This is a genomic window from Paenibacillus jilunlii (assembly GCF_900102965.1).
Lineage (GTDB): Bacteria > Bacillota > Bacilli > Paenibacillales > Paenibacillaceae > Paenibacillus_AQ > Paenibacillus_AQ jilunlii.
In genome coordinates, this window is record NZ_FNGM01000003.1 from 202,487 (window position 1) to 221,400 (window position 18,914).

The following is an 18,914-nucleotide window of genomic DNA, read 5'->3' on the forward strand; positions in this document are numbered from 1 at the left end:
TCATAAAAAGAAAGGAGAGAGGCCGATGTCTGATTATCCGGTTTACACGGATTTCCTGGTCCTCTTTTCTATTGTCATAGCAAGCTTATCCAGTTTCATAGCTGTGGACCTCGCGGAAAGAATGGTACGTCATAAAAGAAGTGTCTTTTTTGTCCTATTCAGCTCCGGTGCCCTGGGAATAGGGATGTGGAGTATGCATTATCTCAGCATGATCGCGATGAAGCATGAGAGCACGGCGTCTTATTATATCCCGATGCTGTTACTCTCCCTGTTTGTACCCATTGCGGCTTCCTTTGTCCTGCTGATGCTGTTCAATAATCCCCGTACGCGGAGCAGCAAGGCGACTCTTGGATTTGGCGGGCTGCTGTTCATCTGCGGTATTCTGATCATGCATTGCAGCGGGATGATGAGCGTGCGGTATACGGCGGCTTTTGAACAAAGCGTGGGTTCGGTTCTGGGGTCCTTTGTACTCTCTTTGGCGATCCCTGCGATAACAGCTTCTTATCACCCTAATTGGGCAGCGAAGCGGTATAATATGTTTTCCGCCAAAAAGTTATTGCTCATCCTTGTACTGACTGCTGTGCTGTCGGGAACAAATTATATCGCGATGGCCGGAGTCTCATATGTAGACACAGAGCCTTACATCTATATGGGCCGGACTCCCCTTTTGAATGATTCAATGCTGGGAATGATTCTTGCCTGCACGTTCCTGCTGGTGGTGGCCGTTGTGCTTGGACTTATGTATAAAGACCGGAAGCAGGTGCTGTCCACAGCACAATTTAATGAGCAGCGCTACACCGCCTTATTCGAGTTCAGCCCCGATATGGTAGTGTGTATCGACCCTGTGCGCAAAAAAGTGATCAGCGCCAATCCCTCGCTCCGGCAGACAACAGGTTACGGACAAGAGGAACTGAGTGACTATAAAAGTGTATTATTCAGTGCCGGGGATGAACAAGCCCTCAAAGCAGCCGTTAAACTCGCTGCGCGGGGACAGTCCGGAAAGCTGGAATTGACCATCAAAACCAAAGGCGGAGCCAGGCTGATCTGTAGTTCTACCGTTTTTCCGCTGGTGAATGACAAAGAAAATTACGTGTACATTATCGCTGAAGACATCACGGCTCTGGCTGAACAACAGCAGGAGCTTCTGATCGCCAAAAATGCGGCCGAAAGCGCTGCGCGGATGAAAAGTGAATTTCTGGCTACGATGAGTCATGAAATCCGGACACCGCTTAACGGCATTATTGGCATCAACCAACTGCTCGCCGAAGAAATCACGGTACCGGAGCATCAGGAATTGTTGAAGCTGCAGAATACAAGCAGTCTTGCATTGCTGAGTGTGATGAACGATGTGCTCGACATTTCCCGGCTTGAAGCTGAGAACATGCTGCTGGTAAAAGCACCGTTCAAGCTTCCTGTACTGCTGCGGGAATGCATCAATCTGTTCACGGTTGCGGCGGGCCACAAAGGGCTTACTTTGACCCTTGAGATTGCTCCGTCCATTCCTGAACAATTAATCGGGGACAGTGCACGGATCCGCCAGATCCTGGTGAATCTGATTGGCAATGCAGTCAAGTTTACTGACGAGGGAGGCATAGCAGTTGCAATTGAGCCCTACAGCAAAGAGGGGACTTCCCTGGGACTGCTGTTCAGAGTCAGTGACACAGGAATCGGGATTGCGCCGGAAAAGCAGAAGCTGTTGTTTCAGCCCTTCTCACAGGTGGATGCTTCCCATAACCGCAAGTACCAGGGAACTGGTCTGGGGCTGGCGATCTGCAAAAAGCTTGTTGAGCTAATGGATGGAAGTATCTGGACGGAAAAGGAAAGGGAAGGGGGAACCGATTTCTTTTTTAAGATCCCGCTGCAGCTTATGGACACCTTACCCCGGGAGGAATATTCCTATGAACAGGGAGTCCGGGAGAAGCGGGAGAAGTCGGAAGTGGGCTGAACGAAGGTTTGCCAAGCGGAGAGTTTTAATTATATAATTTTAAAGAATATGATATCCTCACAACAGTCCCTCCAGGACAGAAAGGAACTCTCTTTTGGGCAAATCTAAAACAAACAATGTCATGGTTTCCGGGCTAAGTAAAGCTGAGAAACGCAGGGCTGAGCTGGAGCAGCAGAAACAGAAAACGAGAATTCTAATTATTAGTACGGTCGCAATTGTGGTGATTATTTTTGTCGGACTCTTCATGCTGGCATCGAGGGATTCCTCTTCAACGGCAGGTTCAGGCAAGGCGGTTGATTTTAATTACAGTGACTTCCCAAGACTGGGGAAAGAGGATGCCCCTGTCAAAATCGTCGAGTTCGGTGATTTCAAATGCCCGGCCTGCGCCCAGTTTACAGGTGTAATCAAGCCGCAGATTGTGCAGAAGTATGTGAATCAGGACAAAGCAGCCTTCTACTTCGTAAATATGGCTTTTATCGGCCCGGATTCCGAAACGGCTTCACTGGCGGCATTATCAGTCTATCATCAGAACAATGACGCTTTCTGGACCTACTTTGATGCGCTTTACGCCAATCAGGGGGATGAGAATGCAGAGTGGGCCACAGAAGACTTCCTGGTGAGCCTCGCGGAGAAGGAGAAGCTGCCTGTCGATCTGGAGCTTTTACGTAAAGATATCCAGGAACGAACTTATGAAAGTGAGCTGCAAAGTGATATCAGCACCGCCAAGGATACCGGTGTAACCTCTACACCTGCTGTATTTATTAATGGACACAAAGTGGATGAGCCTTTCAATATGGAAGCTATTGATGCTCAGATTAAGTCCGCTTCCGAGGCTGTGAGCGCCGAGTGATGAAGATCGCTGCTTTCTGTAGACGCCACTGTCTCTATCTGGCCTGGTTTGTTTCTGTTATCGCAGTAGCGGGAAGTTTGTATCTCAGTGAGGTATTGAAGTACGAGCCCTGCAAGTTATGCTGGTTCCAGCGGATATTCATGTACCCGCAGCTTATTCTGCTAGGCATTGCGACCTACCGGAATGACAAAAAGATTATACCCTATGTGCTGCCCCTAAGTCTCATCGGCGGCTGCATCTCTATTTATCATTATGCGGAGCAGAAGATTCCGGCACTCAGCAAGGTGCTTCCCTGCACGATTGGCGTGCCCTGCAACAAGGATTATCTGAACTATTTCGGGTTTATTACGGTCCCTTTGTTAGCCTTGATTGCCTTTGCGCTAATCGCAATTCTGCTCTGGACCGGACGCAAAGAGGACACCGTAGAATAGAGAATATCGCAGCAGAATGAAGAGGTCTAAACATTCCTGAAATTTTTGACACAATTAAGGATCAAAACCTTGAAAAAACAAGCGTTGAGGGGATAATCGCAGAGAATGAAAGATTCATATCTCCCTCATTGTGGTTTTGCGTAAAATGGATCATTTTTCAATCTTTTTTCATTTTTTTCACCGCTTTACGGAAGGCTCATTGTAGACTATCATTAGACCTTGTGAGAAGTTGAATATGCGCTGAATTTTCCGTATGGAAAAACGGGGGAACCAACATTGGCCTAAGCGCCAACGGGGTGAATCGGGGCGGTCCGCAAGGGCTGCAACCGTAGGGCTACCACAGCCCGAATCCGCCAGCTAACCTCGTAAGCAATGGTGGGATAATGACGATGCGTAAGCATGCGGATCATTTCCGTATGCTTATTTTTGTGCCTGCATTTATGAAAATCCGCCAATGAAAACAGCGCACGGTATTACCGTTTCAACCTAACAAAGAGAGGAACTGTTACTACAATGGTAAGCAAGGTAAAACGACTATTGATCGGGCGTCCGATGAAGTCGAACGAACTCGATCATGAAAAGTTATCCAAGGTGAAAGCACTGGCTGTCCTGTCTTCTGATGCGCTCTCGTCTGTAGCCTACGGAACGGAACAAATCCTGATTGTGCTGGTGGCCGCAGGCTTCACGGCTATCTGGTACTCATTGCCAATTGCATTAGCCGTATTGGGCCTGCTGGCTATACTGATTTTATCCTACCGTCAGACCATCTTTGCTTATCCGCAGGGCGGCGGCGCGTATATCGTAGCCAAAAGCAATCTGGGTGTTCCAACCGGACTCCTCGCGGGAGGATCTTTGCTGGTGGATTATATTTTGACCGTTGCGGTTAGCGCATCGGCGGGTACGGATGCGATCACATCCGCTTTTCCAAGTCTTCATAATCATAGCGTATTTATTGCTGTTGCCGTAATTCTGCTCTTGACCATCGTCAATCTGCGGGGGGTAACAGAATCTGCCTCATTCATTGCTATTCCTGTGTATCTGTTCGTGGTATCGATCTTCGTATTGATCATTGCTGGGGTATTCAAATATGCTACCGGCGGAGCACATGCCAATGTTCCTGAAATCGGTTCTGCTGTGTCGAATGTCAGTTTGTTTTTGCTGCTTAAAGCCTTCAGCTCCGGCTGTTCGGCTCTGACCGGGGTAGAGGCTGTATCGAACGCTATTCCGAACTTCAAGGCGCCTGCGGAGAAAAATGCCGCGAAAACCCTGATGATGATGGGGCTTATCCTGGGAATTATGTTCACCGGAATCACGCTCCTGGCTTACTGGTATGGAATTACGCCGGATGAAAAAGCTACCGTGGTCTCGCAAATTGCCGAATCTACGTTTGGGCGCGGCGGTTTGTACTTTTTTATCCAGGGGATCACAGCTGTCATATTGTTCCTGGCTGCCAATACAGCCTACTCAGCGTTCCCGCTGCTGGCATTTATGTTTGCCAAAGACAAGTATCTGCCCCATGCATTTATGGTCCGTGGTGACCGTTTGGGCTTCTCGAACGGCATTATCTTTTTGGGTGTATTGTCTGCTCTGCTGGTCACGGCTTTTCACGGAAATACTGAAAGTCTCATTCCATTGTATGCGGTGGGTGTTTTCATTCCGTTTACGCTGTCCCAGCTAGGTATGATGGTGCATTGGTACAAGACCAAACCTAAAGGGTGGCAGAATAAATTTGCCGTGAACACGGTGGGGATGCTTACGACTCTGACCATTACCTTAATTTTCATTATCACCAAATTCTCCAGCGTCTGGATGGCCTTTATCTTCCTGCCGATTGTAATGTTCGTGTTCCACCGGATTCACCACCATTACCTGAATACTGCGGATCAGCTGCGGATTTGTCCGGCAACGGATAAACCCTGCATCAAGGGAAGTACAGTAGTCGTACCTGTCGCCGGTGTAACGCGCGCGGTGCTGCATTCGATCAGTTATGCCAAGTCCTTAACGGACAATGTGGTGGCTGTGTATGTAGGCTTTGATGAAGAAGAGATCAACAAGATGGAGCAGAAATGGGAGGAATGGAATCCGGGCGTGCGCCTGATTGTCCTCCGCTCCCGTTACCGCAGCATTCTCCGTCCGCTGGTCAAATTCATAGATACAGTAGAGTGGAAGACTGCTTCAACCGACCATATTACTGTACTCATCCCGCAGTTTATTACTAAGCATTGGTGGCAGGCCGTTCTGCACAATCAGACCAGCTTGTTTATCCGTTCTTATCTGATGAATCAAAAAGACATCGTCGTTGCCACCGTACCTTATCATTTGCATAAATAGACAGATGGCTGCCAACATTAAGGCTGTTTCCGGATTCCGGGAGCAGTCTTTTTACATATATAAATGAGTTCGTTAGCCAAAACCTGAATAGTTGCAAAAGCAAAATAATTATATTGACATAGAGAATGAGAATCAATATCATTTAATGAGGTAAGGCCAAGGCCTCTAAGACCTTTGACCATTTCAGATTGTACATATACAGGGGGGGTATTCATGTATTCGATTAACTTAAAGAGAGCAGGCCACAGGAAGCTGGCCTCAATCGGGCTTTTAACGCTGACGCTTATTTTATCAGCCTGCGGCAATAACAACAGCGCAAATTCAACAGGGGGTGCGGCCAATGCACCCGCAGCTTCAGCAGACGCTACAACAGCACCTGCTTCAGAAGCTCCGGCAGCAACAACTGCTCCTGCGGTAGAGAAAACAGTAACTGATGCCATGGGGCACAAGGTAACCGTTCCGGCTAATCCGCAACGCGTGCTGGCTTCATACCTGGAGGATTATCTGGTAGTGCTTGGGGTAACTCCGGTAGCACAATGGTCGGTAACCAACGGGATTCAGGATTATCTGGCAGATGAATTGAAGGATGTTCCAACGATCAGCTTTGATCTTCCCCTCGAGGCTGTGACGGGCTTTGCGCCGGATTTTCATATTGTACAATCGGAAGCCAGCGTGCAGAATGGCCTCTATGACCAGCTGAACAAAATCGCACCTACCTATGTGCTGGGCGATGAGATCAGCAAAGACTGGCGCAAGTCTCTGCTCAAGATCGGTGAACTGCTGAACAAGAGCGCCGAAGCTAAGCAGGCGATAGCCGCTTATGATCAAAAAGCTGCCGATGCCAAAGCAAAAATCTCCACTGTAATTGGAGATGATTCTGTTGCGATCTTGTGGCTTGTTAAAAAGAACTTCTATATTGTAGACGAAACACGCAGCAGCGGGGCGGTAGTATACGGTGACCTCGGTCTAAAGCTGCCTAATCTTGTTACAGAGATTCCTGCGGCTTCCAGAGCAACCTGGAATCCGATTTCTCTTGAGAAGCTGGCCGAGCTCACTGCAGACCATATCTTCCTGGTTAACAGCGACAAGACTGAAGGTTCAGAAATTTTGAACAGTCCGATTTGGAAAGGCATTCCTGCTGTAAAGGCGGGAAATGTTCATGAATTTGCCTCCAACCACAGCTGGCTGTACAGCGGAGCGATAGCTAATTCCAAAACCATTGACGATGTCTTGAACAGTCTTGTGAAATAAGAAATCCTCATCAACAGGGTGAAACTCCCGGACATGTGGAAGGTGCAGGACGTTGTATCCCCGGATACGCGAACCCTGCACCTTTTTTAGAGAATTGAATGCTTGTGCATCATTCACAGATTTGCGATAATGAGAATGATAGTTGTTATCATTTAGATTATCAGTAATTATCCTGGTAAGGGGACGGCTTATGGTCACATCCACACACTCACAACCCCGTACTCATCCGGAAGGGGAAAAACAGCTGAAATCCCGCCCTGCTGCAGCAGTAGTTATATTGATTGCAGGGCTTGGGGCTATACTGTTCGGTCTGGCGCTTTCCGTTTCGGTAGGTGCGGCGGATATTCGGCTGGCATCCGTATGGGAAGCGGTATTTCGCTTCAATCCCGAACTGCCGCAGCATCAGGTGATCCGGGAACTGAGAATTCCCCGTGCATTGGCCGGAGCGCTGGTCGGAGCTTGCTTTGCAGTCGCAGGAGCGATTATGCAGGGCATGACACGGAATCCGCTGGCGGATTCGGGACTGCTTGGCCTGAATGCAGGCGCAAGCGTTGGACTGGCATTGGCTTTTGCCTTTGCACCTTCAATGTCATTCATATATATCATGCTCTATTGCTTCATTGGAGCCGCAGCAGCTTCTCTTCTCGTCTTCGGGATTGGTTCGCTGTCGCATAGCGGACTGACTCCACTGCGGCTTACACTCTCCGGAGCTGCGGTGAGCGCCTTGCTGCTCGCCATCAGCCAGGGTGTTGCGATTCTGTTCCATCTCTCGCAGGATATCGCTTTTTGGATGGCTGGAGGGATTGGGGGGACAAGCTGGACACAACTGCGGATCATGTTTCCTTGGGTTGCTGCAGCTCTTATAGGATCACTGATGATATCGCGTTCCATCACACTACTCAGTCTGGGACGGGATGTGGCAGCTGGTCTCGGGCAGAGAACCCGTCTGGTGCAGACTGCCGGAATCCTTATAGTAGTCGTGCTTGCCGGAGCAGCGGTATCCGCGGTGGGGCCAATTGCTTTTATCGGATTAATCATCCCACATGTTACACGATTTCTCGTCGGGGTGGATTACCGCTGGATTATTCCGTGCTCGGCAGTGCTTGGAAGCGTACTGATCATCTTTGCGGACATTGCTGCCAGAATGATCAATGCTCCTTATGAGACGCCGCTGGGTGCATTGATTGCTGTAATCGGGGTCCCGTTCTTTATCTATTTGGCCAGCAAGCGCAAGGGAGGATTGACATGAGCCGCAGCCAGCTATCCTCCACACCGAAAAAGCGCCGGACCCGGGAAACCGCCATATTATCTCTCCTGGCAGTTCTGATCGTTGCCATGTTCATCATCAGTATGAACACCGGACTTATCCGGCTATCGCCAACGGAAGTTATACATACTCTGCTGGGAGAAGGCAGCCAGCAACAAAAGCTGATTCTCTTTGACTTCCGTCTGCCGCGGATCGTCATTTCCTTGCTCGTTGGAGCCGGATTTGCGGTAGCAGGCTGTATTCTGCAGAGTTTGTCGCGCAATGCGCTGGCGGAGCCCTCAACCCTTGGCATTAATGCCGGAGCAGGCTTTGCTGTACTTATCTTTATTTCCTTTGTCCCGGCAACAACTGCAGCTCCAATCTTTATGCTGCCGCTGATGGCGCTGGCCGGGGCCGGACTTACCGCAACGCTGATTTATGTTCTGGCCTTCCGCCGTGAAGACGGTCTGTCACCGACAAGACTGATTCTCATCGGGATTGCCGTTGGCGCAGGCATCTATGCGTTTCAACTGATTTTATCCTTAAGGCTGGACCCGGAAAATTATCAATTTGTTGCCACCTGGCTGGCAGGGAAGATCTGGGGCGGCGACTGGCGGTTTGTTATGGCGCTCCTGCCATGGATCTTGATCCTGGTGCCGTTTGCCTTCTACAAGGCACGGGTTCTTAATGTCCTTAACCTGGGTGATGAGATCCCTGTGGGACTAGGGCTGCCTGTGGAGAGAGAACGGGTTCTGCTGATGGCCGCTGCAGTTGCACTAGCTGGTTCCTGTGTCGCAGTCAGCGGAGGTATCGGCTTTGTGGGACTGATCGCCCCCCATCTGGCCCGCCGGATTGTAGGACCGAGGCATCAGATTCTGCTGCCTGCCTGCGCCTTGGTCGGCGCATTGCTGCTGTTGACTGCTGATACGATTGCCCGCTGGATTCTCCAGCCTTCTGAGATTCCGACAGGAATTGTGGTAGCTATCATCGGGGCTCCGTACTTTTTATATTTACTGGCCAGATCCAAGGCCTGATTCCCTATTGGAGCATTAGCTCCATGAAACTCAAGCACATGCTTTCAAAGCAAGTTTTATTACGAAGTAAATTCAGAGGAGCAAAAGCTCCATAAAACTTTTGAGGAGTGAAGATCATGTCGGAACGTTTGAATACAGAACAGTTAAGTATCGGGTATGCTGAGGCGATGATTGTCAAAGGGCTGAACCTGTCGCTTCCTACAGGTAAAATCACAGCGCTTGTCGGGGCCAATGGCTCCGGGAAATCTACGATTCTCAAGACCATGGCGCGGATCATGAAGCCCAAGAGCGGCAGCGTGATGCTCGACGGGAAATCGATCCACAACCTGTCTACCAAAGAGGTAGCCCGGCAGCTGGCGATTTTGCCGCAGAATCCTACCGCTCCTGACGGGCTTACTGTCTCCGAGCTGGTCGGCTATGGACGGTATCCGCATCAGAAGGGCTTTGGCACACTGACTCCGGAAGACCGCAGTATTATTGCCAATGCGATCACGGTAACGGGGATGGACGAGTTCCACGACCGCCCGATTGACCGCCTGTCCGGGGGGCAGCGCCAGCGGGCGTGGATTGCTATGGCGCTGGCCCAGCAGACCGATATTCTGTTCTTGGACGAGCCGACAACCTTTCTCGATATGGCTCACCAGCTGGAAGTTCTCCAGCTCCTGCAGAAGCTGAATCAGGAGGAAGGCCGCACGATCATTATGGTTGTGCATGATTTGAATCATGCTTCCCGTTATGCGCAGCATATGGTGGCGATCAAGTCGGGGCGTGTGATCAGCGAAGGCGCTCCTTCAAAGGTCATGACGTCCGGTGTGCTGCGTGAAGTGTTCGGTATTGAAGCGGATATTGTTCCTGATCCGCGTACGGGAGTGCCGCTGTGTCTTCCTTATGAATTGGCGGCTTACGCCTAGGGATAGGGTATAATCGTGAAATTCGACTCATAATGATTACGTATGCAGCAAGCCGCAGGCTCCCGTCATTGACAAGGGAGCCTGTTCGTTGTTAAAGTTGTGGATGCCCTGGTTAAATTCCATCTTATTTCATTGCATATAAACAACAGAGCATCATTAATTCGGCAAATCAAGGATTATTATTTTTATAGAGTCAAAGGAGCAAAAAAGATGAATATCAGCAAAATACATGAGGATCTGCAGAAGTTGGTTCCAACCGGAAAGGTTAAGCGCCATGAGGTGCTGGAGAGCCATGTGTTCACCCGCATCGGCGGCCGGGCCGACATCCTGGCAGCGCCTGCGACATATGAGGAGCTTCAATCTATTGTTACATATGCCCGTGTAAATGAAATTCCGTTGACCGTTCTGGGCAACGGCTCGAATGTCATTATCCGTGACGGGGGTATCCGCGGCATTGTTCTCCAGACTTCCGGCTTGACCGGAATGGGACTCCGGGACAATGTGCTCTATGCGCAGTGCGGTGCAAAAATTATCGATGTCTCCAGGTTTGCCTGGGAAAAGCAGCTTGCGGGTCTTGAATTCGCCTGTGGAATTCCGGGGACGGTCGGGGGGGCATTATATATGAATGCCGGCGCATACGGCGGAGAGGTCAAGGATGTGCTGCAAAGTGCGCTCGCGATCAGCAAAGCCGGGCGGATGGTGACGCTTCAAGGGGATGAGCTGGAATGGGGCTACCGCAAAAGCGTCTTTGCCAGTGGTGAATTTATTGTGCTGGAGGCCAGATTCGCCTTGCAGCCGGGTGATTCAGCGGCAATCAAAGCGGCTATGGATGATTTGACCCTTCAGCGTGAATCCAAGCAGCCACTGGAATATCCTTCATGCGGAAGTGTGTTTAAGCGTCCCCCCGGAAGGTTCGCCGGACAGCTGATCCAAGAAAGCGGGCTGCAGGGAACCCGAATCGGAGGAGCTGAAGTGTCCCGTAAACACGCAGGCTTTATCGTGAACACAGATCACGCGACAGCGAAGGACTACATCGGGTTAATACAGTATGTTCAGGCTACGGTAAAGGATAAGTTCGGTGTGGAATTGGAGACGGAAGTAGAGATTATAGGCGAAGAATAACAGGACAGGACGCAGGCCCATATGCCGCGTCCTGTTTTTTTGGATCCGGTTCACTCAGGCTTTGGAGATGGAATATTTCGCCCGTTCTGTTCGAAGCTCCACTTGTCCGTCATCAGCATTATCCAGTTGAAGCCCGCTGACAGCAATTTCATAATTCTGTTGGGGAAGCGGCACCAGCTCGCCATCCCTGTTCAGGGTATTACCCGTACCCCGGAGGATCAGCGCGCTGTCCAAATATTCATCAATCACATCGTCGGTGTTACGGTAATCCACAGTTTCCAGATTGAAGTGGACGGTGTCCAGGTCATTCATCTCCTGTTTCTTAATCACAATGGTTCCGCCAGCTTGGGCGGTCAGCCAATCCATAAGTTTCAATACGCTTTGATCCATCAGATGATCCCATCCTTATCAAGGAGATTATAGAAATTAAGTTACCCTTTTCTTCGGAATTGAATCCAAGGTTCTGTGATTGTATTTCCCTCCTCAAGTGTAAACTATTATCATGCACTTCTATCTATATTAATTAGCTAAAGAAGGTGAATCCATTGTGGAGTGCTCTGTTATGGGGGGCCATTTCCGGCTCTGCGGTGCTGCTTGGGGCGCTGCTGGCGCTGTATCTGCCGATACCGAATAAGCTGATCGGGTTCATTATGGCCTTCGGAACCGGTGTGCTGATTGGTGCGGCGGCATACGAGCTTCTGGACGATTCAGCCAATGAAGGAGGACTCATTCCGACCATCATCGGCTTCACAGCCGGGGCGCTTGTGTTTACGCTCTTTGACTGGTACATCTCGCGGAAAGGGGGTGCCGGCCGCAAACGTTCGGTCAGGAGCAGCGGCGGGACGAAGGTGCAGGGAAGCGGGTTGGCTATTTTTGCGGGAACGGTACTGGATGCGATTCCTGAATCGATTATGATCGGTGCCAGTCTGATCTCCGGGCAGGGGGTAAGCATACTGCTTGTGGCTGCCATCTTCATTAGCAATATTCCCGAAGGGTTGTCCAGCACAGCAGGACTTATACAGGATAATTACAGCAAAGCTAAGATTCTGATGTTGTGGCTCGGCGTACTCCTGGTTTCAACAGCCGCTTCAGGTGCGGGCTACACGTTCATGGATCATGCCAGCGGTTCAACAACGGCGCTGATCGCTTCTTTTGCCGGAGGAGGGATTATCTCTATGGTCTCTTCCAGCATGATGCCGGAGGCTTATGAGGAAGGCGGGCCGTTGACCGGGCTGCTCGCTGCACTGGGTATGCTGTGTTCTCTGATTTTGGATCAGCTGTGAGGGTTGTCAACCTGCCGCCGGACATGGTATAGTTCATTTCGCAAGTATAGGCATAAAGAAGAATTCTGCGCTTTGAGCCGCAGGAGAGGTTCGCAAACTCCCTCTATAAAAAACTAAGACCGCCCAGGCATAAACGTCCCCGGAAACTAAGGGGCTGTGGTATATGCTGTGCACAAAAAGACAGCGCCTGTCAGTCAGTATACTTATATCCGTTCAAGAATGGATACGGGAAGGCGTTTCTTCTTAGTAGAGCCAAGTTTCCGAAACTCGTTCTTCTTTCCATTTCCGGCACAAGCCGGGGGAAAAGAGAGGGGTTTTTTGTCATGTCAGAAGGCAGATTGAAAGAGGAAATGCAAGAGGTTACCCTGCTGGGGAACCAAGGTACAACGTATAAGTTCGGGTATGACCCGGATATTCTGGAGGTGTTTGACAACAAGCACCCCGGACGTGATTATTTTGTAAAGTTCAATTGTCCGGAGTTTACCAGCCTGTGTCCCGTTACCGGCCAGCCGGATTTCGGCGCGATGTATATCTCGTATATTCCGGAACAGAAGATGGTTGAGTCCAAGTCACTGAAGCTCTACCTGTTCAGCTTCCGCAATCACGGGGATTTCCACGAAGACTGTGTAAACATTATTATGAACGATCTGATCTCCTTGATGGAGCCGCGGTATATTGAGGTCTGGGGCAAGTTCACTCCGCGCGGCGGCATTTCCATCGATCCATACTGCAACTGGGGGCGTCCGGGGACCAAATATGAAGCGATGGCCGAGCACCGGCTGATCAATCATGATCTGTATCCCGAAAAAGTGGACAACCGTTAATCCCGGGCAAGTGAGAGGAGACTCATAACAATGAACAAAAAAGCACTCGTCGTCTTCAGCGGCGGCCAGGACAGCACTACCTGCCTTATTTGGGCACTGAAGAACTATGAAGAGGTCCAGGTGGTAACCTTCAATTACAATCAGCGCCATGCGGCTGAGATTGAAGTCGCCAAGGAAATAGCCAAGAAATTCAACGTGAAGCAGCATATCCTCGATTTGGGCCTGCTCAATCAGCTGGCGCCGAACGCGCTGACCCGCGATGATATAGAGATTGCCGCCGGTGATGGGGAGGAGCTTCCGAGCACATTCGTAGATGGCCGGAATCTGCTGTTTCTGTCCTTTGCGGCGATTCTCGCTAAACAGCTTCAGTTCGCCAATATCATTACCGGGGTATGCCAAACGGACTTTAGCGGTTATCCGGACTGCCGGGATGTATTCGTGAAATCACTGAATGTAACTCTTAATCTGTCGATGGATTATGAGTTTGTCATTCATACGCCGCTGATGTGGCTGGACAAAAAAGAAACCTGGAAGCTGGCCGATGAGCTCGGCTATTTCGAATATATCCGTGAGCATACACTGACCTGCTACAACGGAATTATTGGCAGCGGCTGCGGGACTTGTCCGGCCTGTCTGCTGCGCCAGCGGGGGCTGGACCAGTATGCAGCGGAACGAAATGAGGTCGTTTCCTGATGCTTGGTGAGGTATCTGTATGTAAAATCTTTACCTTTGACTCGGCTCATCAGCTGATCGGACATAAGGGGAAGTGCAGTAACCTGCATGGTCACACCTATAAGCTGGAGGTGGTGCTGAAGGGCAAGCCTCTGGCAGTGGAGGGCCACTCTGATGAAGGGTTTGTAGCAGATTTCAGCGATATCAAGGCAACGGTGCAAGAGAGACTGGTGGATCATCTGGATCATGCTTTTCTGGCCATGGGCAACGAGCCTGTATTGGAGACCCTGAAGAATACCGGTTCCAAGGTCGCTCTGCTCTCGTTCCGCACAACGGTGGAGAATATGTCGGCATACATTGCCTACACGCTGAAGCAGGCCTCACTGCCGCTGTATTCCGTCAAGCTGTGGGAAACGCCAACCTCCTGGGCGGAGGTGCTGGCTGCGGATATTCCTGCCGAAGGGCCTTCCTACCGCCTGAATGGGGGTTGTGACTGTGAGTAAGCTGCCGGTGATAGAAATCTTCGGGCCGACGATCCAGGGTGAAGGAGCAGTAATCGGCGTCAAAACGATGTTCGTCCGCACCTACGGCTGCGATTACCGCTGCGGCTGGTGTGATTCCGCTTTTACCTGGGATGGCTCGGCGAAGGATAAGGTGCGGATGCTTGCTCCAGAGGAGATTATGGATGAGCTGACTGCGCTGGCCGGAGATAATTTTGATTGTGTGACCCTCTCTGGGGGCAACCCGGCACTGATTGGCGAGGGAATGGGCATATTGATACAGCTGCTGCAAGAACGCGGCATTCAGGCAGCCATAGAAACGCAAGGCAGCAGATGGCAGGACTGGTTCTACGATGTCGATGTGCTGACGGTCAGCCCTAAGCCGCCAAGCTCCGGGATGAAGACGGATTGGAACATGCTTGACGGTATTATGGACAAGATGAAGGCGCAAGGCAGAGCGGCCCACAGCCTGAAGGTGGTCGTGTTCAACGAAGAGGACTACCAGTACGCCAAAAGCATTCACCGCCGCTATCCGGGAGTACCGCTTTATCTGCAGCCGGGCAACGAGGATGTAACTGAAGAGGGAGATATCTCGGTACGTCTCCTGGGGAAGCTGGAATGGCTGTTCAACCTGGTCATTGCCGATCCCGAGATGAATAAGGCGCGGGTGCTCCCGCAGCTGCATGCACTCATTTGGCATAATAAACGCGGAAAATAAACGGAGATGAAGAACGGGCCTTTGCGATGATGCAGAGGTTCGTTTTTTGTGGAAAAGGGGGTCACAAAAAAGGAATTCTCACCCGGTGCTGATCTGTTATACTTTAGCTTAGAGGAACAGGCAGTGGAACGAATTCAATATGCAAAGGAGAGATTAAGAAGTGGCTGACCATTCAACCGCATTGGTTATTATTGATGTGCAAGAGGCGATGTTCTCTTATCCTGACATGAAGCTATATGATGAAGAGGGTGTGATGAACAGAATTATTTCACTTCTGCATAAAGCCCGTACCGCAGGTACAACTGTTGTGTATATTCAGCATACCGAGGATCAGGAATACACCAAAGGCACTTCCACCTGGGAGATCAGCAGCCGCATCACTCCGCAGGAAGGGGAGTTGGTCATCGAAAAGCCGACCTGGGACGCATTCCATCAGACAAGGCTGCATGAGGAGCTTCAGCAGCGGGGAATTACCGATCTGGTGATCTGCGGCATGCAAAGCGAGTTCTGTGTGGATTCCACTACCCGGCGCGCGTTCAGTATGGGTTACTCCAGTGTGCTGGTGGAGGATGCCAACAGCACTTTTGACAATGGAAGTCTAAGCGGCGGCCAGATTGTGAAGCATCACAACTCCGTACTCGGAGGAAGATTTGCCAAGCTGCGCAAAGCCCAAGAGGTGGAATTCTAACCTATGGAGACTGCCAAAGCTGCCATGAAGCCGATTCACCGGTCCCGGTTAAGACAAATTGCAGGGAAGCGTTATTTTATCTGGAAAAGATACGGACAATGGCTAATGCAGCGGAACAAGAGAGCAAAGTCATATCTTGCAGCTGACCTTCAATATACCACTGCTGATCACGCCACGCCGCTCCTGCGCAGTTTGCGGAATGTTGATATGCAGCTGCAGTATAACAAAATAACAAACCTGAAGCTTGCGGTCTCGAGGCTGAACGGACTTGTGATACGCCCTGGCGAGACCTTCTCTTATTGGCAAAGCATCGGCAAGCCGACCCGGCGCAAAGGATACCTGGATGGAATGGTGCTCTATTACGGAGGCTTTCGTTCCGGTACGGGAGGCGGGCTATGCCAGTTGTCCAATCTGATCTACTGGATGACACTGCACACTCCGCTGAGTGTAACGGAACGGCACAGGCATAGCTATGATGTATTTCCGGATGAGCAGCGGACCCAGCCTTTCGGCAGCGGAGCAACCTGCGCCTATAATTATCTGGACCTGCAGCTGCTGAATCAGACGGAAGAAACGTATCAGCTTAAGCTGTGCTCGATGATACTCACTTGCATGGGGAATGGCGCTGTGATGCACAGCCACTCTATGAGTACGAAATTTACGAGGCGGATCACAGGATCAATCTGGAGCCCTGGGGCGGCTATATCCGCAGCAACCGCATCCGGCGCAAGGTAATGACATGTACCGGTGAGGTTCTACGCGATGAAGCGGTTGCCGAGAACGTTGCGCTCATGATGTATTCTCCATTGCTAAATGGATAGTCCTGAAGGATTTGGGGGTATAACATAGTATGGCTTGAAGCAAGAACGGCCTGCTGGGTTCATATCCCTACTTCCGAAGGAGTGTTTCACACCATGAGAGCAGTTACTTATCAGGGTAAAAGAAAAGTGGAAGTCAAAGATGTTGCCGATGCAAAGCTTGAGAAAAAGGATGACATTATTGTACGCGTTACCTCTACCGCAATATGTGGCTCGGACCTTCATATCTACAATGGAGAGATTCCAGGGATGCATGATGATTATATTATCGGACATGAGCCGATGGGGATTGTTGAGGACGTGGGACCGGATGTCACCAAGGTGAAGAAAGGCGACCGGGTAATTATTCCTTTCAATGTAGCCTGCGGCCAGTGCTTTTTCTGCCAGCATGAGATGGAAAGCCAGTGTGATCATGCCAATGATGCGAAGGATACAGGCGGCTATCTGGGTTATTCGGATACGTATGGCGGGTTTGCCGGCGGCCAGGCGGAGCTGCTGCGTGTTCCTTATGGCAATTTTGGCCCTTTTGTCGTGCCGGAAGACGCCGAGATGGAGGATGAACAGCTGATGTTCCTCTCGGACATTGTACCGACAGCCTGGTGGGGTGTAGAGAACGCTGGGGTCAAACCCGGGGATACGGTGATTGTACTGGGTTGCGGACCGGTTGGACTGCTGACCCAAAAGTTCGCCTGGATCAAAGGAGCGTCGCGCGTCATCGCCGTGGATCATGTCCCGTACCGGCTGCAGCATGCCAAACAGGCCAACAAGGTGGAAGTTTTCAATTTTGAGATAACCAAGGATATCAAAACCCACCTGAAAGAAATTACACGCGGCGGAGCGGATATCGTCATCGACTGTGTAGGGCTGGATGCCAAAAAAACTGTGGTGGAAAAAGTGGAAACCACCCTTATGCTGCAAGGCGGCTCCCTAGGCGCGTTCCGGATTGCGACCGAGGTCGTGCGCAAATTCGGAACGATTCAACTGGTTGGCGTGTACGGCCTGAACTATAATATGTTCCCCCTGGGCCAGCTGTTTGAGCGTAATATCACACTGAAGATGGGACAGGCACCGGTCATTCATTACATGCCGGCTCTATATCAAATGATCAAAGATCAGGTGTTTGACCCGACAGATATTATTACGCACCGGCTGCCGCTCAGCAGAGCGGAGCATGGCTACAAGATTTTTGATGACAAGGAAGAGAATTGCATTAAGGTTGTGCTTAAGCCATAGGCCTGATATTGGATTGGAGCCTGTAAGGTATGTACAAGCAGCATGGATCTTCGCCGGACAAGCGGGGTTCATGCTGTTGCTGTGTGATTTTATCCAGTCCGAAAGGAAGCTAGATGTGAATACTCAAAAACCGCCCGTTCCTGTACCGCTGCTGATGCTGATTGGAATTGTGGCTGTCTCGTTTTCTGCGATCTTTATTAAATGGTCGGCGGCTCCGGCTTCCGTTCAGGGAATGTACCGGCTGCTCTTCACCTCGCTGCTGATGCTGCCTTTTGCCCGGCCATACAGCGGAGCTGCCTGTGCCCTGCGCCGTAAAGACTGGCTGCTGCTTGGTGCCTCAGGCATGCTGCTGGCCCTGCATTTTCTGCTGTGGATGGGCTCGCTGAAATATACCTCTGTCGCCAGCTCGACGATGATTATGGCGCTCGAACCGGTATTTATTATGCTTGGAGCCTACATACTGTATAAGGATAGAAGTACCGGAGCAGCTATACTAGGTTTAGCCATCTCCATCTTTGGCGTTGTTTTTATCGGTTGGGGGGACATCGGCCTCTCTCCGGATAATCTGAAGGGTGACTTGCTGTCCGTTGGCGGAACCGTCGCGGTTGCCGGCCATTTGCTGATCGGACAGAGGCTTGTGGCACGTATGCCATCATATCTCTACAGCCTGATCGTATTTATCTCCGCGGCCGTGATTTTTGCTGTTTATAATATGCTGGCCGGCATCTCTTTCTTGAACTATCCTCCGCGGGAGTGGGGCATCTTTGTGCTGTTAGCAGTAGTGCCGACTGTATTCGGCCATATCCTGTTCAACTGGCTGCTGCAGTTTACTTCGGCCACTACCGTTTCGATGAACATTCTGGGGGAGCCTGTGGGGGCTAGCGTTCTGGCCTTTTTGCTGCTGGGTGAGCAGCTGACCGGACTGCAATGGACCGGTGGGGTGTTAGTGATGGTTGGACTTGCCGTATACTTGTTGTCTGGACGTAAAAAAGCGGTGAAGGTTAATGAATCCCTTCAGAGCGCATCTTGAGAGACATGATATAAGAAAAGGGGTTCT

General features: G+C 50.7%; 18 protein-coding genes, 1 pseudogene and 2 riboswitches. Of the genes and pseudogenes, 18 read left to right on the forward strand and 1 reads right to left on the reverse strand.

Annotated elements, in window-relative coordinates; all coding sequences use genetic code 11:
* Window positions 1-25: 25 nt before the first annotated feature.
* From BLQ82_RS08020 to murB, 9 genes are all read left to right on the forward strand, one after another.
* On the forward strand, window positions 26-1,945 hold the full coding sequence (locus BLQ82_RS08020) for an ATP-binding protein (RefSeq protein ID WP_062528395.1): 1,920 nt from the start codon (window positions 26-28) through the stop codon (window positions 1,943-1,945).
* Between the two features lie 94 nt (window positions 1,946-2,039).
* Window positions 2,040-2,795: a DsbA family protein gene (locus BLQ82_RS08025; RefSeq protein WP_062528394.1), complete on the forward strand. Its 756-nt coding sequence runs from the start codon at window positions 2,040-2,042 to the stop codon at window positions 2,793-2,795.
* Window positions 2,795-3,226 (forward strand): disulfide oxidoreductase, encoded by a 432-nt coding sequence (locus BLQ82_RS08030; RefSeq protein WP_062528393.1) that lies wholly within the window; start codon window positions 2,795-2,797, stop codon window positions 3,224-3,226. Before BLQ82_RS08025 ends, BLQ82_RS08030 begins: the two co-directional genes overlap by 1 nt.
* A gap of 228 nt (window positions 3,227-3,454) precedes the next feature.
* Window positions 3,455-3,613, forward strand: a riboswitch (cyclic di-AMP (ydaO/yuaA leader).
* A 126-nt stretch (window positions 3,614-3,739) separates the two neighbouring features.
* A complete protein-coding gene (locus tag BLQ82_RS08035; protein WP_062528392.1) occupies window positions 3,740-5,557 on the forward strand; it encodes an APC family permease in 1,818 nt (605 codons plus the stop codon).
* Between the two features lie 213 nt (window positions 5,558-5,770).
* Window positions 5,771-6,808 (forward strand): iron-hydroxamate ABC transporter substrate-binding protein, encoded by a 1,038-nt coding sequence (locus BLQ82_RS08040; RefSeq protein WP_062528391.1) that lies wholly within the window; start codon window positions 5,771-5,773, stop codon window positions 6,806-6,808.
* A 190-nt stretch (window positions 6,809-6,998) separates the two neighbouring features.
* A complete protein-coding gene (locus tag BLQ82_RS08045; protein WP_062528390.1) occupies window positions 6,999-8,057 on the forward strand; it encodes a FecCD family ABC transporter permease in 1,059 nt (352 codons plus the stop codon).
* Window positions 8,054-9,088 carry a FecCD family ABC transporter permease gene (locus BLQ82_RS08050; protein WP_062528389.1) on the forward strand — a complete coding sequence of 345 codons (1,035 nt, stop codon included), beginning with the start codon at window positions 8,054-8,056 and terminating at the stop codon, window positions 9,086-9,088. Before BLQ82_RS08045 ends, BLQ82_RS08050 begins: the two co-directional genes overlap by 4 nt.
* A gap of 116 nt (window positions 9,089-9,204) precedes the next feature.
* Window positions 9,205-9,999: an ABC transporter ATP-binding protein gene (locus BLQ82_RS08055; protein WP_062528388.1), complete on the forward strand. Its 795-nt coding sequence runs from the start codon at window positions 9,205-9,207 to the stop codon at window positions 9,997-9,999.
* A 210-nt stretch (window positions 10,000-10,209) separates the two neighbouring features.
* Entirely contained in the window at window positions 10,210-11,121 is a 912-nt protein-coding gene (gene murB, locus BLQ82_RS08060; protein ID WP_062528387.1) for a UDP-N-acetylmuramate dehydrogenase, read from the forward strand.
* A gap of 54 nt (window positions 11,122-11,175) precedes the next feature.
* Here the strand turns inward: murB and ymzB are convergent, their stop codons facing one another.
* Window positions 11,176-11,511 (reverse strand): protein YmzB, encoded by a 336-nt coding sequence (ymzB, locus tag BLQ82_RS08065; RefSeq protein ID WP_062528386.1) that lies wholly within the window; start codon window positions 11,509-11,511, stop codon window positions 11,176-11,178.
* Window positions 11,512-11,666: 155 nt separating this feature from the next.
* Here ymzB and BLQ82_RS08070 point away from each other — a divergent pair, with 155 nt between their 5' ends.
* The 9 genes and pseudogenes from BLQ82_RS08070 (at window position 11,667) to BLQ82_RS08110 (ending at window position 18,887) form a co-directional block, all read left to right on the forward strand.
* Complete coding sequence (locus BLQ82_RS08070) at window positions 11,667-12,404, forward strand: ZIP family metal transporter (protein ID WP_062528385.1); 738 nt, start codon at window positions 11,667-11,669, stop codon at window positions 12,402-12,404.
* Window positions 12,405-12,483: 79 nt separating this feature from the next.
* Window positions 12,484-12,527, forward strand: a riboswitch (PreQ1 riboswitch).
* 200 nt (window positions 12,528-12,727) lie between these two features.
* Window positions 12,728-13,228 carry a preQ(1) synthase gene (gene queF / locus BLQ82_RS08075; protein ID WP_025708122.1) on the forward strand — a complete coding sequence of 167 codons (501 nt, stop codon included), beginning with the start codon at window positions 12,728-12,730 and terminating at the stop codon, window positions 13,226-13,228.
* A gap of 30 nt (window positions 13,229-13,258) precedes the next feature.
* Window positions 13,259-13,921: a 7-cyano-7-deazaguanine synthase QueC gene (gene queC, locus BLQ82_RS08080; protein WP_062528384.1), complete on the forward strand. Its 663-nt coding sequence runs from the start codon at window positions 13,259-13,261 to the stop codon at window positions 13,919-13,921.
* Window positions 13,921-14,403, forward strand: a complete 483-nt coding sequence (locus BLQ82_RS08085; RefSeq protein WP_062528383.1) for a 6-pyruvoyl trahydropterin synthase family protein — start codon at window positions 13,921-13,923, stop codon at window positions 14,401-14,403. The genes queC and BLQ82_RS08085 overlap by 1 nt, the downstream gene beginning before the upstream one ends.
* Window positions 14,396-15,118: a 7-carboxy-7-deazaguanine synthase QueE gene (gene queE, locus BLQ82_RS08090; protein WP_074648032.1), complete on the forward strand. Its 723-nt coding sequence runs from the start codon at window positions 14,396-14,398 to the stop codon at window positions 15,116-15,118. The genes BLQ82_RS08085 and queE overlap by 8 nt, the downstream gene beginning before the upstream one ends.
* Before the next feature lie 160 nt (window positions 15,119-15,278).
* Window positions 15,279-15,806 (forward strand): cysteine hydrolase family protein, encoded by a 528-nt coding sequence (locus BLQ82_RS08095; protein WP_062528381.1) that lies wholly within the window; start codon window positions 15,279-15,281, stop codon window positions 15,804-15,806.
* A gap of 24 nt (window positions 15,807-15,830) precedes the next feature.
* Window positions 15,831-16,627, forward strand: a pseudogene (locus BLQ82_RS08100) (VanW family protein).
* 93 nt (window positions 16,628-16,720) lie between these two features.
* The gene (locus BLQ82_RS08105; RefSeq protein WP_062528380.1) at window positions 16,721-17,857 is read left to right on the forward strand and encodes a zinc-dependent alcohol dehydrogenase; all 1,137 of its coding nucleotides are present in this window, start codon (window positions 16,721-16,723) and stop codon (window positions 17,855-17,857) included.
* 115 nt (window positions 17,858-17,972) lie between these two features.
* A complete protein-coding gene (locus BLQ82_RS08110; RefSeq protein WP_143013376.1) occupies window positions 17,973-18,887 on the forward strand; it encodes a DMT family transporter in 915 nt (304 codons plus the stop codon).
* The last annotated feature ends 27 nt before the right edge of the window (window positions 18,888-18,914 follow it).

Excerpts from the sequence above, each read along its gene's own strand:
- BLQ82_RS08020 (WP_062528395.1), top strand. The coding sequence starts at position 26 with ATGTCTGATTATCCGGTTTACACGGATTTCCTGGTCCTCTTTTCTATT.
- BLQ82_RS08030 (WP_062528393.1), top strand. The coding sequence starts at position 2,795 with ATGAAGATCGCTGCTTTCTGTAGACGCCACTGTCTCTATCTGGCCTGG.
- BLQ82_RS08035 (WP_062528392.1), top strand. The coding sequence starts at position 3,740 with ATGGTAAGCAAGGTAAAACGACTATTGATCGGGCGTCCGATGAAGTCG.
- BLQ82_RS08040 (WP_062528391.1), top strand. The coding sequence starts at position 5,771 with ATGTATTCGATTAACTTAAAGAGAGCAGGCCACAGGAAGCTGGCCTCA.
- BLQ82_RS08045 (WP_062528390.1), top strand. The coding sequence starts at position 6,999 with ATGGTCACATCCACACACTCACAACCCCGTACTCATCCGGAAGGGGAA.
- BLQ82_RS08050 (WP_062528389.1), top strand. The coding sequence starts at position 8,054 with ATGAGCCGCAGCCAGCTATCCTCCACACCGAAAAAGCGCCGGACCCGG.
- BLQ82_RS08055 (WP_062528388.1), top strand. The coding sequence starts at position 9,205 with ATGTCGGAACGTTTGAATACAGAACAGTTAAGTATCGGGTATGCTGAG.
- murB (WP_062528387.1), top strand. The coding sequence starts at position 10,210 with ATGAATATCAGCAAAATACATGAGGATCTGCAGAAGTTGGTTCCAACC.
- ymzB (WP_062528386.1), bottom strand. The coding sequence starts at position 11,511 with ATGGATCAAAGCGTATTGAAACTTATGGATTGGCTGACCGCCCAAGCT.
- queF (WP_025708122.1), top strand. The coding sequence starts at position 12,728 with ATGTCAGAAGGCAGATTGAAAGAGGAAATGCAAGAGGTTACCCTGCTG.
- queC (WP_062528384.1), top strand. The coding sequence starts at position 13,259 with ATGAACAAAAAAGCACTCGTCGTCTTCAGCGGCGGCCAGGACAGCACT.
- BLQ82_RS08085 (WP_062528383.1), top strand. The coding sequence starts at position 13,921 with ATGCTTGGTGAGGTATCTGTATGTAAAATCTTTACCTTTGACTCGGCT.
- BLQ82_RS08105 (WP_062528380.1), top strand. The coding sequence starts at position 16,721 with ATGAGAGCAGTTACTTATCAGGGTAAAAGAAAAGTGGAAGTCAAAGAT.